Annotated in this window: 11 protein-coding genes; 3 read left to right on the forward strand and 8 right to left on the reverse strand. The window is 50.4% G+C overall.

Translation table 11 applies throughout. From position 1 onward, the window contains the following. Nucleotides 1–169 precede the first annotated feature (169 nt). From focA to pflA, 3 genes are all read left to right on the forward strand, one after another. A complete protein-coding gene (gene focA / locus NNO03_RS20940; RefSeq protein WP_003831909.1) occupies nt 170–1,027 on the forward strand; it encodes a formate transporter FocA in 858 nt (285 codons plus the stop codon). Between the two features lie 59 nt (nt 1,028–1,086). After that, nucleotides 1,087–3,369 (forward strand): formate C-acetyltransferase, encoded by a 2,283-nt coding sequence (gene pflB / locus NNO03_RS20945; RefSeq protein WP_137382814.1) that lies wholly within the window; start codon nt 1,087–1,089, stop codon nt 3,367–3,369. Nucleotides 3,370–3,554: 185 nt separating this feature from the next. Further along, nucleotides 3,555–4,295, forward strand: a complete 741-nt coding sequence (gene pflA / locus NNO03_RS20950) for a pyruvate formate lyase 1-activating protein (RefSeq protein WP_003035751.1) — start codon at nt 3,555–3,557, stop codon at nt 4,293–4,295. A gap of 43 nt (nt 4,296–4,338) precedes the next feature. Here pflA and NNO03_RS20955 read toward each other — a convergent pair whose 3' ends face one another. The 8 genes from NNO03_RS20955 to lolA form a co-directional block, all read right to left on the reverse strand. Then, nucleotides 4,339–5,760 carry an amino acid permease gene (locus NNO03_RS20955; protein WP_005123567.1) on the reverse strand — a complete coding sequence of 474 codons (1,422 nt, stop codon included), beginning with the start codon at nt 5,758–5,760 and terminating at the stop codon, nt 4,339–4,341. Between the two features lie 216 nt (nt 5,761–5,976). Beyond that, nucleotides 5,977–7,125 (reverse strand): MFS transporter, encoded by a 1,149-nt coding sequence (locus tag NNO03_RS20960; RefSeq protein WP_271450426.1) that lies wholly within the window; start codon nt 7,123–7,125, stop codon nt 5,977–5,979. Between the two features lie 331 nt (nt 7,126–7,456). After that, on the reverse strand, nt 7,457–8,320 hold the full coding sequence (locus NNO03_RS20965) for a dimethyl sulfoxide reductase anchor subunit family protein (protein ID WP_271450427.1): 864 nt from the start codon (nt 8,318–8,320) through the stop codon (nt 7,457–7,459). Between the two features lies 1 nt (nt 8,321). Further along, nucleotides 8,322–8,939 carry a DMSO/selenate family reductase complex B subunit gene (locus NNO03_RS20970; protein ID WP_005123570.1) on the reverse strand — a complete coding sequence of 206 codons (618 nt, stop codon included), beginning with the start codon at nt 8,937–8,939 and terminating at the stop codon, nt 8,322–8,324. Nucleotides 8,940–8,949: 10 nt separating this feature from the next. Beyond that, complete coding sequence (gene dmsA / locus NNO03_RS20975) at nt 8,950–11,394, reverse strand: dimethylsulfoxide reductase subunit A (protein WP_202039029.1); 2,445 nt, start codon at nt 11,392–11,394, stop codon at nt 8,950–8,952. Between the two features lie 236 nt (nt 11,395–11,630). Continuing rightward, on the reverse strand, nt 11,631–12,923 hold the full coding sequence (gene serS / locus NNO03_RS20980) for a serine--tRNA ligase (protein ID WP_271440642.1): 1,293 nt from the start codon (nt 12,921–12,923) through the stop codon (nt 11,631–11,633). A gap of 92 nt (nt 12,924–13,015) precedes the next feature. Next, complete coding sequence (gene rarA, locus NNO03_RS20985) at nt 13,016–14,359, reverse strand: replication-associated recombination protein RarA (RefSeq protein WP_271450428.1); 1,344 nt, start codon at nt 14,357–14,359, stop codon at nt 13,016–13,018. A 10-nt stretch (nt 14,360–14,369) separates the two neighbouring features. Beyond that, the gene (gene lolA, locus NNO03_RS20990; protein ID WP_040233939.1) at nt 14,370–14,981 is read right to left on the reverse strand and encodes an outer membrane lipoprotein chaperone LolA; all 612 of its coding nucleotides are present in this window, start codon (nt 14,979–14,981) and stop codon (nt 14,370–14,372) included. Nucleotides 14,982–15,006: the final 25 nt, after the last annotated feature.

Raw genomic sequence — 15,006 nt, forward strand, 5'->3', positions numbered from 1 at the left:
AATTTTTAAAATTTATTTTTATATGGATAATCAATAAGTTACACCGTAATCGCATAAAAACCATGCGTCTTGCGGGCCTATAAGCCAGGCGAGATATGATCTATATCAAATTCTCATCTATAATGCTTTGTTAGTATCTCGTCGCCGACTTAATAAAGAGAGAGTTAGTGTGAAAGCTGACAACCCTTTTGATCTTATACTTCCTGCTGCTATGGCCAAAGTTGCCGAAGAAGCAGGCGTCTATAAAGCAACGAAACATCCGCTTAAGACGTTCTATCTGGCAATTACTGCCGGTGTGTTCATTTCAATTGCCTTTGTTTTCTATATCACTGCCACTACCGGTACCGGCACAATGCCTTTCGGCATGGCAAAGTTGGTGGGTGGTATCTGCTTTTCCCTGGGGCTGATTCTTTGCGTTGTCTGCGGCGCTGATCTCTTCACTTCAACTGTACTGATTGTCGTCGCTAAAGCCAGTGGTCGTATTACCTGGGGTCAGTTAGCGAAGAACTGGCTTAACGTTTATGTCGGTAACCTGATTGGTGCGCTGATCTTTGTGTTACTCATGTGGCTTTCTGGCGAGTATATGACCGCCAACGGCGCGTGGGGACTCAACGTCCTGCAAACTGCCGACCACAAAGTGCACCATACTTTTGTTGAGGCTGTAAGCCTTGGTATTCTGGCTAACCTAATGGTGTGTCTGGCCGTCTGGATGAGCTACTCTGGCCGCAGCCTGATGGACAAAGCGTTTATCATGGTATTACCGGTCGCAATGTTTGTTGCCAGCGGTTTTGAGCACAGTATCGCAAACATGTTTATGATCCCTATGGGTATCGTAATACGCGATTTCGCCACCCCGGAATTCTGGACCGCTGTCGGTTCTTCTCCGGAGAATTTTTCTCACCTGACCGTGATGAATTTCATCACCGATAATCTGATTCCGGTTACGATCGGTAACATTATCGGCGGCGGTTTGTTGGTCGGGTTGACATACTGGGTCATTTACCTGCGTGGTAACGATCATCATTAATCTGTTGATGCTCATTGCACGTAGTAAATAAAAAATCCACTTAAGAAGGTAGGTGTTACATGTCCGAGCTTAATGAAAAGTTAGCCACAGCCTGGGAAGGTTTTACCAAAGGTGATTGGCAGAATGAAGTAAACGTCCGTGACTTCATTCAGAAAAACTACACTCCGTATGAGGGTGACGAGTCCTTCCTGGCTGGCGCAACTGAAGCGACCACTGCACTGTGGGACAGCGTAATGGAAGGCGTTAAACAGGAAAACCGCACTCACGCGCCTGTTGACTTTGACACCTCCGTTGCTTCTACCATCACTTCTCACGACGCTGGCTACATCAACAAAGCGCTCGAGAAAATTGTTGGTCTGCAGACTGAAGCTCCGCTGAAACGTGCGATTATCCCGTTTGGCGGTATCAAAATGGTTGAAGGTTCCTGCAAAGCGTACAATCGCGAACTGGACCCGATGCTGAAAAAAATCTTCACCGAATACCGTAAAACCCACAACCAGGGTGTATTCGATGTTTATACCAAAGACATTCTGAACTGCCGTAAATCCGGTGTTCTGACTGGTCTGCCAGATGCGTATGGCCGTGGTCGTATCATCGGTGACTACCGTCGCGTTGCGCTGTACGGTATCGACTACCTGATGAAAGACAAATACGCTCAGTTCGTCTCTCTGCAATCAGACCTGGAAAATGGCGTAAACCTGGAAGCGACTATCCGTCTGCGTGAAGAAATCGCTGAACAGCACCGCGCTCTGGGTCAGATCAAAGAAATGGCGGCTAAATATGGCTGCGATATCTCTGGTCCGGCTACCAACGCTCAGGAAGCTATCCAGTGGACTTACTTCGGCTACCTGGCCGCTGTTAAATCTCAGAACGGTGCAGCAATGTCCTTCGGTCGCGTATCCACCTTCCTGGATGCTTACATCGAACGTGATATCAAAGCTGGCAAAATCACCGAGCAAGACGCTCAGGAAATGATTGACCACCTGGTCATGAAACTGCGTATGGTTCGTTTCCTGCGTACTCCTGAATATGATGAACTGTTCTCCGGTGACCCGATTTGGGCAACTGAATCTATCGGTGGTATGGGCGTTGACGGCCGTACTCTGGTTACCAAAAACAGCTTCCGCTTCCTGAACACCCTGTACACCATGGGTCCTTCTCCGGAGCCGAACATCACTGTTCTGTGGTCTGAAAAACTGCCTCTGAACTTCAAGAAATTCGCCGCTAAAGTGTCCATCGACACCTCTTCTCTGCAGTACGAGAACGATGACCTGATGCGTCCGGACTTCAACAACGACGACTACGCTATCGCTTGCTGCGTAAGCCCAATGGTTGTTGGTAAACAAATGCAGTTCTTCGGTGCGCGTGCAAACCTGGCGAAAACCATGCTGTACGCAATCAACGGCGGCGTTGATGAAAAACTGAAAATGCAGGTTGGTCCTAAATCTGAACCGATCAAAGGCGACGTTCTGAACTTCGACGAAGTTATGGACCGCATGGATCACTTCATGGACTGGCTGGCTAAACAGTACGTCACTGCACTGAACGTTATCCACTACATGCACGACAAGTACAGCTACGAAGCCTCCCTGATGGCGCTGCACGACCGTGACGTTATCCGCACCATGGCGTGTGGTATCGCTGGTCTGTCCGTTGCTGCTGACTCCCTGTCTGCAATCAAATATGCGAAAGTTAAACCGATTCGTGACGAAGACGGCCTGGCTGTTGACTTCGAAATCGAAGGCGAATACCCGCAGTTCGGTAACAACGACTCTCGCGTAGATGACATGGCGGTTGACCTGGTAGAACGTTTCATGAAGAAAATTCAGAAACTGACTACTTACCGTAACGCTATCCCGACTCAGTCTGTTCTGACCATCACTTCTAACGTTGTGTATGGTAAGAAAACGGGTAACACCCCAGATGGTCGTCGTGCTGGCGCGCCGTTCGGACCGGGTGCTAACCCAATGCACGGCCGTGACCAGAAAGGTGCTGTTGCCTCTCTGACCTCCGTTGCTAAACTGCCGTTTGCTTACGCGAAAGATGGTATCTCTTACACCTTCTCTATCGTTCCGAACGCACTGGGTAAAGACGACGAAGTTCGTAAGACCAACCTGGCTGGTCTGATGGATGGTTACTTCCACCATGAAGCGTCCATCGAAGGTGGTCAGCACCTGAACGTGAACGTCATGAACCGTGAAATGCTGCTGGATGCGATGGAACATCCGGAAAAATATCCGCAGCTGACCATCCGTGTTTCTGGCTACGCAGTACGTTTTAACTCCCTGACTAAAGAACAGCAGCAGGACGTTATTACTCGTACCTTCACTCAGACCATGTAATTGGTTTTGACTGAAATCGTACTTTAAAAAGCGTACAATAAAGGCTCCACGTAAGTGGGGCCTTTTTAATAGCCTGCTTTGTCAGCCATCTATACTTATGGATAGCAGCCAAAACAGACTCGACACAGTTAATAACTGTGCACTAACACTGGCCCCGGATGGGCCACACCTGGAGAAACACCGCAATGTCAGTTATTGGTCGCATTCACTCCTTTGAATCCTGTGGCACTGTTGATGGCCCGGGCATCCGCTTTATTACCTTCTTTCAGGGCTGCCTGATGCGCTGCCTGTACTGCCACAACCGTGACACATGGGATACGCACGGCGGTAAAGAAGTCACCGTCGATGAATTAATGAAAGAAGTCGTGACCTATCGTCACTTTATGAACGCATCCGGTGGTGGCGTAACGGCATCCGGCGGAGAGGCCATTCTGCAAGCTGAATTCGTCCGTGACTGGTTCCGTGCCTGTAAGAAAGAAGGTATTCATACCTGTCTTGATACTAACGGTTTTGTTCGCCGCTACGACCCGGTGATTGATGAGTTGCTGGAAGTGACCGATCTGGTGATGCTCGATCTGAAACAGATGAACGACGAGATCCACCAGAACCTGGTCGGTGTATCTAACCATCGTACACTGGAGTTTGCCCGCTACCTGTCCAACAAAGATATCAAAGTGTGGATCCGCTATGTTGTCGTACCTGGCTGGTCCGATGATGATGATTCAGCGCACCGTTTGGGCGAATTTACCCGTGATATGGGCAATGTCGAAAAAATCGAACTGCTGCCATACCACGAGTTGGGTAAACACAAATGGGTGGCGATGGGTGAAGAATACAAACTGGATGGCGTGAAGCCGCCGAAAAAAGAGACCATGGAGCGCGTCAAGGGCATCCTTGAGCAGTATGGTCACAAAGTGATGTACTAAGTCTTGTGGTGGGTAACAGACCTGTTACCCACCCCATTTCCCCTTAGCGCCCTCTTCTTGCCAGCAGCGGGAAAATCAATCCCAGTCCAACCAACACAAACGGCGTCACAATGTTCAGCGTGAGTTGGAACGTCCACTCTGGAGTAAAGGCTTCCATTTTCGGGAAGATCCCGGTCAGACAAGCGAATGCGGTAAAGGCGAAGCACCAAATCCCCACCGTCATCGCCAGCGAGCGGTTGCGGATAAAGACATATTCCGGTTTATATTTCTGCGCCAGACGAATAACGGCAATAAATGCCACAAACACCCACAGATAGCGCAGAGGCATCACTACTGAATTCAGATTCAGCAACCATTTATACAAATTGTTCATATCGCCAATTCCCAGCGTTGGCAACATAATCAAAATCGCCACCAGCACCAGCGTCAGAATATAGCCATTCACCGGTGTACCAGAGGCATTGGTTTTACACAGGCTTTCAGGAATATATTTGCGATCGGCATCGCCCAGTAAAACTTTAAGCGGCGCATCAATAGAAAACACCAAAGCCGCAATTTGACCTAACGTGTTGGCGACTGCATAAATAACCATCAATGTGTTACCCATGCCGTAATACTCCCCGAGCTTCTGGAAAGCGTAATACTGGCCATTAGTCATTAAGTCATCAGGAATATGCTGAGAGTCAAACATCATCCCCATTGCCAGAGACCCCAGGATCGCACACACCGCCACCATAACCGCCAGAACTAACATCCCTTTCGGGAACTCTTTGCCAGGGTTACGCGTCTGGTTAACGTATGGAGAGATTTTCTCCGCGCCACCGACTGCAAAGACCAGCATCGAGATTGTTGTGATATAGGTAAAATCGATATGCGGGATAAAAGATTCCCAGGTGATATTGGTTGTGGCGATCTGCACATCAGTAATCGCCGGAGCAGTGACGGCCATTACGACATACAGAATGGACATCACAAACATCGCGATCCCCGCAACCGACCCAACGATTTTAAGCGATTTCATGCCACGGGATGCAACCCACATGAAAAAGACAAACAGCGCTAACGTCAGCCCCTGCAACGCCACCACGGTGTACTCTTTAATCAGAGAGCCATCGCCTTTCAGCGCCCACCCCAGAGCAATCAGAATAGCCTGTGGCTTTTGCGCCAGATAAGGGATATGCACCACCCAATAGGTCCACGCTGCGAGATAAGCCAGTCCCGGTCCCATTGTGTGTTTAATCCATGTACTCACCCCACCTTTACCGTCTTTAAACGTGGAGCCAAGTTGTCCGACAATCAGTGCATAAGGGATAAAATAGAGGGCGAAAATAAATATCCATGAAGAGACAACCACTAATCCCTGATTAGCATAGTTGTTTACAACATTGCCGAATCCCCATACGGTAATAAAAGACATCAATGCGATGTTGTACCACCGCAATTGTTTTTCCTGCACACTTGCCATTGGCGATCCTTCGTAGACGCTATTTTTGATAATCAATAAATGAAGCGAGGGATTATGCGCGGTAAAATGGACAAGCGGAAACGGCAGAATGTAAAACTATAATCTTCTGCACATTTTATTTTCAGGAAAGAATAGCGATAATCAAATAAAACAGATTCCCATAAAGTATACATAAACAGCATGTATGGGAACCTGTTTTTATCCTGTTAAATCAGCTCAGATATGCGCCACAGAATTCGGGGTATGCCCTGTCTTACGCAGCAGCATCAGTAAATAAATAAACGATACGCTGGCAATCATGATAAACAGTAAACTGTCAGAATAATTTTGCATCAGCATTGCGGTAAATGACGGCCCAAGCAGGCTACCCACGGTATAGCTTAATAATAATGCCTGGTTCATAGCGACCAACTGATGATGTTCTACTTTCTCGCAGGCCCAGGCCATCGCAACCGGATAAAGAGTGAAACCTGCCGCGCCCAGCATAAACAATGCAGGTGCCATCGCCGCCTGATTTAGCATAGCGATACTCCCGACGATCACCACAAAGACCTGGACGCGCAAAACCAGCAGACGACCTAACTTATCGGCCAAACGACCAATTGGCCATTGTCCCAGAATACCTGCACTGACCAGTACCGCCATCCAGAAACCAATGCTGGCATTGCTGACCCCCTGATGGTTGAGGTACAGCGGCATCAGGCCATACAACGACCCCAGTACAATCCCGGAGATAATGCAGCCATTCACACCCAGACGGGCCTGGCGAAGCTTCAGCATAGAGACAATGGGGGTGGACTGTTGTTTATCACCCTGCTGGTTCACAATGCGGGTAAAGAGCAGCGGTAATACTCCGGCCAGGATCGTGCCGGTCACCCACGGCAGAACATTCATTAATTCTGTCGAGACTTTACTGACCAATAATTGTCCTAAAAACGTCCCCACGTAATAGACCATCATATAGGCGGCAAGTAAGCGTCCACGGTTACGCGACGTCCCGCTGCACATCAACGCACTTTCCACTACCACCCAGATCATGGCACAACCGATGCCCGCAATAAAACGCCAGGTCATCCAGCTCCAAAAACCTACCATGATGCCCAGCCCGACACAGCCCGCGGCAAAAATAAGCGAAGCGATGTAATAGCTGCGGTTAAACCCGAGGTGTTTAATTAAGTACCCGGTCAGTAACGTCCCAACAAGATTTCCGGTGAAATAAGACGAACTGACCACTCCTACCTGCCAGGTTGGCAGATTTTCATGGGCGAGCCAAAGCGGAACGAGCGTGTTTAACACGGCGATCGCCAGGGTCAACAGAAGCAGCCCGCACAGCAATAGCATGACGGGACGGGTATAGGTGGACATGAATAAAAACCGTGAGGAAGTTCAAATTTCATGCGCATCATGCCACTGCAAAAAACATTGTCAATCGGCGCAATCAGGGGTCTGAGGCGCTTTCAGGAGGATCGATTCGTATTACTGATTCTTAATGCGGATTGATAAAAAATGGGAAAATACATCTATTTGTTTTAATTGATCTAAAACAAAATTGCCCCGTTACGTTCAGTCGAAAAAATTCATGGATAATCGGCATCTTTTATTTGTAGGATGACCGTATTAACGCCTTATCCGACCTACACGTTCAGTACTGTAATGTGTAGGCCGGACAAGCGCGATGCCATTCGGCATTTTCAGGTTAGCTGGCGACCGCCATGCCGACGGTCATATGCAGACCATAGAACACGCCGCGGCCAATCAACTCACCGACTAACAGCAGAATAAACGCGACGGAAAGCAGCGGTATTGCCGGCTGGTAGCCTTTTACCTGCGGAACAATCCAGCAGCACAACGCTAAAGCCAGTGCCACAATCCGCCATGCCATCAGCGAACCGTAATCGGGCACCAGCGCAGATGCCTGCTGAATAGAACTGTGGATTGTCGCCAGTTCGGCCCCCTGCATCACGGACATGATGCCGCTTACGACCAGCGCAAGCACTGAAATAGCAGGCAGCAGTCGCATCGCCCAGCCGTCAATTCCGGCAACGCGTAACAGCAGATATCCCAGCAGCGGACCTCCCATGAACAACGTCAGGAAGAATCCAATCGGCGTCCAGACACTATACCAGGTAGGCACCGTATCAATAGTGTTATATACGCGCACCATCATCCAAACAAAAACTACGCCCAGCACCATGGTGAGAACTAACCACAGATTGCGTAATGCTGGCGACATTTTTTTCAACACCGCCAATAGCCAGCCAAGACCACCAATGGCAAAGAAGATCGAGCCGCTGGCGATTTCGTTACTCAGCGCGGAAGAGCCGACACGGTTGAGGGAGTTAAACGCACGCATCGGTGAGCCCAGGTGAAGCATGGAAGCAATAAAACCGATGCCCATCAATACCCACAGGCCAAACATACAGGCAATTACACGCTGTTGCGAATCAGGGCGTAAGTCCCCTTTCATCAGCGCCAGCGCCAGAACGATAAAGCCACCAACCACACACTGCCCGAAAACAGTGAAGATCATCAGCGGCCATTCATGCCATCCACTTCCCATCTTACACCTCCTTCGGATTAGCCAGATAACCCGTGGTATCCCCGGTCGGGCGGCTATTGGCATTTGGTTTGATGACGATGCTCGGTTTGGTAAAGTGCGCGCCAGGGAGCGGCGCAACCGCGGCCAGGGTGCCGTGTTTTTTACGCAGTTCCTCTATCGGGCCGAAGTCCAGCGCACGCAGCGGGCAGGATTCGACACAGATGGGTTTCTTACCCTCAGCAACGCGTTCATGACAGCCATCGCACTTGGTCATGTGTCCTTTGGCGGCATTGTATTGCGGTGCGCCATACGGGCAGGCCATGTGGCAATAGCGGCAGCCAATGCACACATCTTCATCCACGACCACAAAACCATCTTCACGTTTGTGCATCGCGCCGCTTGGACACACCTTGGTACAGGCCGGGTCTTCACAGTGGTTACACGCAATCGAGAGGTAATAGGCGAAAACGTTCTGGTGCCAGACACCGTTATCTTCCTGCCAGTCACCGCCGGCGTATTCGTAAATACGGCGGAAACTGACGTCCGGCGTTAAATTTTTGAAGTCTTTGCAGGCCAGTTCGCAGGTTTTGCAACCGGTGCAACGGCTGGAATCAATAAAAAATCCATACTGGGTTGTCATCGGTTACTCCTTACACCTTTTCAACCTGAACAAGGTTCGTATGTGATGGGTTCCCCTTAGCGAGAGGAGAAGGCCGCTGGGTCGTCAGCACGTTAATACAACCGCCCTGATCAACACGCTTCACATCCGGGTCATACCAGGCGCCCTCACCCAGTGCAACAACGCCAGGCATCATACGCGGGGTAACTTTAGCCTCGATATGCACTTCACCACGGTCGTTAAAGATACGTACCTTGTCACCGTTGTTAATACCGCGTCGTTGTGCATCCATCGGGTTAATCCACATTTCCTGGCGACAGGACGCTTTCAGAACGTCAACGTTGCCATAGGTCGAGTGGACGCGAGATTTATAGTGGAAGCCCGTTAATTGCAGAGGGAATTTTTCCACCAGTGGATCGTTTAAGCTTTCAAAGCCCGGTGTATAAATCGGTAATGGATCGATCACATCGCCTTCCGGCAGTTCCCAGGTTGCGGCAATTTCTGCCAGCGCTTGAGAATAAATTTCAATCTTGCCTGACGGCGTGGTAAGCGGATTGGCTTTGGGGTCCTCTCGAAACGCTTTATACGCCACGTGATGTCCTTCAGGATCACGCTGCTTAAAGATGCCCTGCTTACGGAACTCTTCAAATGTCGGCAGTTCCGGTATAGCCTTGCGCGACTGTTCATACAAATGACGCATCCACTCTTCCTGAGTACGGCCTTCCGTAAACTGTTGCTCGACGCCGAGGCGTTTCGCCAGTTCGCTGGTCATTTGGTAGATAGTCTTGCATTCAAAGCGTGGCTTGATTGCCTGATCGGTGAAAATCACGTAGGACATATTCCCGCAAGATGCATCCAGCGCGAAGTCCATCTGCTCAGAGGCCGTGCAGTCCGGCAGCAGAATATCGGCATATTTCGCCGAGGAGGTCATATGGCAGTCGATAACGACGATCATTTCGCACTTCTTATCATCCTGCAGGATTTCATGCGTACGGTTGATATCAGAGTGCTGGTTAATCAGGCAGTTACCGGCATAGTTCCAGATCATCTTAATCGGAACGTCGAGCTTATCCTTACCACGAACACCGTCGCGCAGCGCCGTCATTTCCGGACCACGCTCAATCGCATCCGTCCACATAAACATTGAGATGCTGGTTTCAACGGGGTTTTCCAGCGTTGGCATACGCTCAAACGGCAAATCGTATGATCCCTCACGTGCACCGCTATTGCCGCCGTTAATACCGACGTTGCCGGTCAGAATGGCCAACATAGAAATGGCACGGGTCGCAATCTCGCCGTTGGCGTGGCGCTGCGGTCCCCAGCCCTGGCTAATGTAGGCGGGTTTCGCGCTACCAATTTCACGCGCCAACTTAACAATTCGTTCAGCAGGAATACCGGTTATCTGCGCAGCCCATTCCGGGGTCTTCGCGATACCGTCTTTACCCTGACCAAGAATATACGCTTTATAGTGACCGTTCTTCGGCGCTCCCGCCGGGAGGGTTTTTTCGTCATAGCCCACGCAGTACTTATCGAGGAACGGTTGATCAACCATATTCTCGCTGATCAGCACATAGGCAATACCGTTAACCAGCGCTGCATCTGTACCCGGTCGAATGGGGATCCATTCATCTTCGCGTCCCGCACCGGTATCCGTGTAGCGGGGATCGATTATGATCATGCGGGCATTCGATTTCTGCCGCGCCTGTTCAAGGTAATAGGTCACCCCACCACCGCTCATACGCGTTTCGCCAGGGTTATTACCAAACAAGACAACGAGCTTACTGTTTTCAATGTCAGACGGGCTGTTACCGTCTGCCCATCCGCCATAGGTATAGTTCAGTCCTGCCGCGATTTGCGCAGAAGAATAATCCCCATAGTGGTTCAGGTAACCGCCGCAACAGTTCATTAAACGTGCTACCAGCGTTTTACCCGGCGGCCATGAGCGCGTCATCGTACCGCCCAGCGTACCGGTCCCATAGTTAAGATAGATAGACTCGTTACCGTAGTCTTTAATCAGACGCTGCATATTGCTGGCGATGATATCGTAGGCTTCATCCCAACTGATGCGCTCAAATTTACCTTCACCACGTTTGCCGACACGCTTCATTGGGTATTTCAGACGATCGGGATTATAAACACGACGACGCATGGACCGACCACGCAGGCAGGCACGAACCTGATGCAAGCCGTCATAGTTATCATCGCCCGTGTTGTCGGTCTCGACATATTTGATTTCACCGTCTACGACATGCATACGCAGCGGACAACGGCTACCGCAGTTTACCGTACACGCACTCCAGATCACTTTCTCATTGACGGGTGACGGGTTAATGGCATCTGCAGCGTTTGCAATACGGGTAAATGGCAGGGTAAACGCGCTACTGGCCACTGCCAGCCCGCCTATCGCCGTCGTTTTTACCAAACTGCGACGACTCACCTCAGCTGCCAGCACGGCATCGGGGATCTTAGTTTTCATAGTGGCTCACTCTGCTGCTCACAATAAACAAAAAGGGAATGTTCGTTGTATAGTCGTTTATATATCGATACTATCGTTATACAGACCGTTATATAGCGAATTTATGCAAAGACAGAGATAAATACTGACTTTCATTCGAAGGCAGTATTACCACTAATGGAGTAAGGGTTATTGTCCGGCATCAAACGGGCGTAAAAAAAGCGCCCTGAGGCGCTTTTTTAGCAAGGAAAAATGACTTAGCCGATGAATTCCAGGCCATTCATGTACGGACGTAATACTTCCGGTACCTGAATACGGCCATCAGCTTGCTGGTAGTTTTCCATAACGGCGACCAGCGTACGTCCCACTGCCAGACCAGAACCGTTCAGCGTATGCACTAAACGTGTTTTCTTGTCAGATTTGCTACGGCAACGCGCCTGCATGCGGCGAGCCTGGAAATCCCACACGTTGGAGCAGGAGGATATTTCACGATAGGTATTCTGTGCCGGGATCCACACTTCCAGATCGTAGGTTTTGCATGCGCCGAAGCCCATGTCACCAGTACACAGGATGATCTTACGGTACGGCAGGCCCAGCAGCTGAAGTACTTTTTCAGCATGACCGGTCATCTCTTCCAGCGCGTCCATAGAATCTTCAGGACGAACAATCTGCACCATCTCAACTTTGTCAAACTGGTGCATACGGATCAGACCGCGGGTATCACGACCATAAGAACCGGCCTCAGAACGGAAGCATGGCGTATGCGCAGTCATTTTGATTGGCAACGCGTCTTCGTCAATGATTTCATCGCGTACCAGGTTGGTCAGCGGAACTTCTGCCGTCGGGATCAGCGCATAGTTGCTGCTGTCGGCTTCTTCATCCAGCGGACGCGTATGGAACAGATCACCAGCAAATTTCGGCAACTGACCGGTACCGTACAGCGTGTCATGGTTGACCAGATACGGAACGTAGTTTTCACTGTAGCCATGTTGTTCAGTATGCAGATCCAGCATGAACTGAGACAGCGCACGGTGCATACGCGCAATCTGCCCTTTCATGACAACAAAACGAGAGCCGGTCAGTTTAACCGCAGCGGCGAAATCAAGACCTGTGTGCATTTCACCCAGCGTCACGTGATCGCGCACGTCGAAATCGAATTCACGTGGGGTACCCCAGCGACTCACTTCAACGTTGTCATTCTCATCTTTACCTACCGGAACGTCGTCCGCCGGCAGGTTAGGAATGGTCAGCGCAATGTCGCGGATCTCGGCCTGTAAGGTATCAAGTTCAGCTTTCGCGGCATCCAGCTCTTCGCCCAGTTTGTTCACTTCCAGACGTAAAGACTCGATATCTTCCCCGCGCGCTTTTGCCTGGCCGATGGATTTCGATCGAGAGTTACGCTCTGCCTGCAGGTTTTCAGTTTGTACCTGCAGAACTTTACGACGCTCTTCAAGAGCGCGCAGCTTATCTACATCCAGCTTAAAGCCCCGGCTTGCCAGTTTTTCTGCGACTGCGTCTGGCTCATTACGCAGCAGATTGGGATCGAGCATGCTTATCCTGTGCTTATCGAATTAAAATAGGAGAAAGTGACCACAGCCTGCGGTCACAGGGATACATCGACAACATTACCGCAACGATAACACTAACGGTAGCGTTTTATAGGGCTATTTTGATCCTGTCCGGCGAGCCAGGCGAGCTTTTCGCCAATCTTGCCTTCAAGACCTCTGTTTGTCGGGTGATAATAGCGCGTTTGTGCCATTTCCTGCGGGAAGTATTCTTCTCCAGCAGCGTAGGCATTTGGCTCATCATGGGCGTAGCGATATTCCTGGCCATACCCCATCTCTTTCATGAGCTTCGTCGGCGCGTTGCGCAAGTGCACTGGTACGTCGTAATCTGGGCGTTCACGGGCATCTGCCAGAGCGGCTTTAAAGGCGGTGTATACCGCATTACTTTTCGGCGCGCAGGCCAGATAGACAATCGCCTGAGCAATAGCGCGTTCACCTTCCGCAGGACCTACGCGGGTAAAACAATCCCATGCAGAAATTGCCACCTGCATAGCGCGAGGGTCGGCATTTCCCACATCTTCAGAGGCAATTGCCAAACAGCGACGGGCAACGTAGAGCGGGTCACCGCCTGCACTAATGATGCGCGCATACCAGTAAAGAGCTGCATCCGGTGCACTACCGCGAACCGACTTATGCAATGCTGAGATCAGGTCGTAAAAACGATCGCCTTTATTATCGAAACGCGCGCTACGTTCACCGGCAATTTCAGTGAGCAATTCTGGTTTCAATACGCGCTTGCCAGAATCATCAACTTCGGCCATATCGGCCATCATTTCCAGCGTATTTAGCGCCCGCCGCGCATCACCGTTTACCAGTTCAGCAATCGCCCGACGCGTATCGTTCGGCAAAACGATATCCTGGCCGCCATAACCTCGCGCTTTATCTGACATCGCCTGATCCAGCACCTGCTCGATATCTTCAGTGGTCAATGATTTCAGTAAATAAACGCGTGCGCGCGACAGCAGTGCCGAGTTCAGCTCAAACGAGGGATTTTCGGTGGTCGCCCCAATAAACGTAATCGTGCCATCTTCAATATGCGGAAGAAAAGCGTCCTGCTGGCTTTTATTAAAGCGGTGAACTTCGTCCACGAACAGTATTGTACGTCGGCCGGCATTACGGTTCTGACGCGCACGTTCAATCGCTTCGCGAATTTCCTTCACGCCCGAGGTGACGGCTGAAATACGTTCAACATCAGCGTTCGCATAACGGGCAATGACTTCGGCAAGCGTGGTCTTTCCCGTTCCTGGCGGCCCCCATAAAATCATGGAGTGCAGGTGTCCGGCCTCGATGGCGCGCGGCAAGGGTTTACCCGCAGCCAGCAGATGTTGCTGGCCGATATACTGCGCTAAATTTTCTGGCCGCATACGCGCGGCCAGGGGTTGAAAGGTATTATCAGAAAAATCGAGCGACAGGTTGCCCACTCAAGCGCCTCTACTTACGTTGATCGTCTACCGTTACGCCTTGTGGCGGGGTAAAGGTGAATTTTGATGGTTCGATCGCGCCATTCTGCTGCGATTTCAACTGGTAGCTACTACGCTGATCGTCCTGTTCAACAGCGCTAAACTGATGAATTGTTCCATCGCGTCCAACATTGATGGTGAACTGCTTCAGGTTGCCGCTGCTGGTTTTGGGCGTCAGCACAAAATCATCGCCGTTTTGCTTAATATTGTACTGCTGCCAGTCGCTTGACTGGTTACGCGCAATCAGCATAAACGGCGTGTTACCCGTGGCATCTTTCAGCCAGGTCGCCGTCGCCTGCTCAACAAACGGGTTGAAGAACCACAGTGTTTTACCATCAGAGACCAGAATGCTTTCGTCAGGCTGTGTCATATGCCAGTTAAACAGATTCGGACGTTTAACCCATAAATCACCCTGGCCTTCCTGCACCGCTGCGCCGCTACCATCCGTTACCTTCTGGGTAAAACTGGCGTGGAAGCTGCTGACTTTATCCAGACGGCTTTTCAGGTCGCTGGCGGCGTCAGCCCAAACGCTGCTCACCACAAAGCTCGACAATAATGCACAGGTGATTGCGATTCTTTTCATCGTTATTCCTCAAAATACGTCACTC

Origin of the sequence: Citrobacter sp. Igbk 16, from assembly GCF_028069755.1 — a bacterium.
Taxonomy (GTDB): domain Bacteria; phylum Pseudomonadota; class Gammaproteobacteria; order Enterobacterales; family Enterobacteriaceae; genus Citrobacter.

Coding starts and splice junctions, on each gene's coding strand:
- pflB (WP_137382814.1), top strand. CDS start 1,087: ATGTCCGAGCTTAATGAAAAGTTAGCCACAGCCTGGGAAGGTTTTACC.
- pflA (WP_003035751.1), top strand. CDS start 3,555: ATGTCAGTTATTGGTCGCATTCACTCCTTTGAATCCTGTGGCACTGTT.
- NNO03_RS20955 (WP_005123567.1), bottom strand. CDS start 5,760: ATGGCAAGTGTGCAGGAAAAACAATTGCGGTGGTACAACATCGCATTG.
- NNO03_RS20960 (WP_271450426.1), bottom strand. CDS start 7,125: ATGTCCACCTATACCCGTCCCGTCATGCTATTGCTGTGCGGGCTGCTT.
- NNO03_RS20965 (WP_271450427.1), bottom strand. CDS start 8,320: ATGGGAAGTGGATGGCATGAATGGCCGCTGATGATCTTCACTGTTTTC.
- NNO03_RS20970 (WP_005123570.1), bottom strand. CDS start 8,939: ATGACAACCCAGTATGGATTTTTTATTGATTCCAGCCGTTGCACCGGT.
- dmsA (WP_202039029.1), bottom strand. CDS start 11,394: ATGAAAACTAAGATCCCCGATGCCGTGCTGGCAGCTGAGGTGAGTCGT.
- serS (WP_271440642.1), bottom strand. CDS start 12,923: ATGCTCGATCCCAATCTGCTGCGTAATGAGCCAGACGCAGTCGCAGAA.
- lolA (WP_040233939.1), bottom strand. CDS start 14,981: ATGAAAAGAATCGCAATCACCTGTGCATTATTGTCGAGCTTTGTGGTG.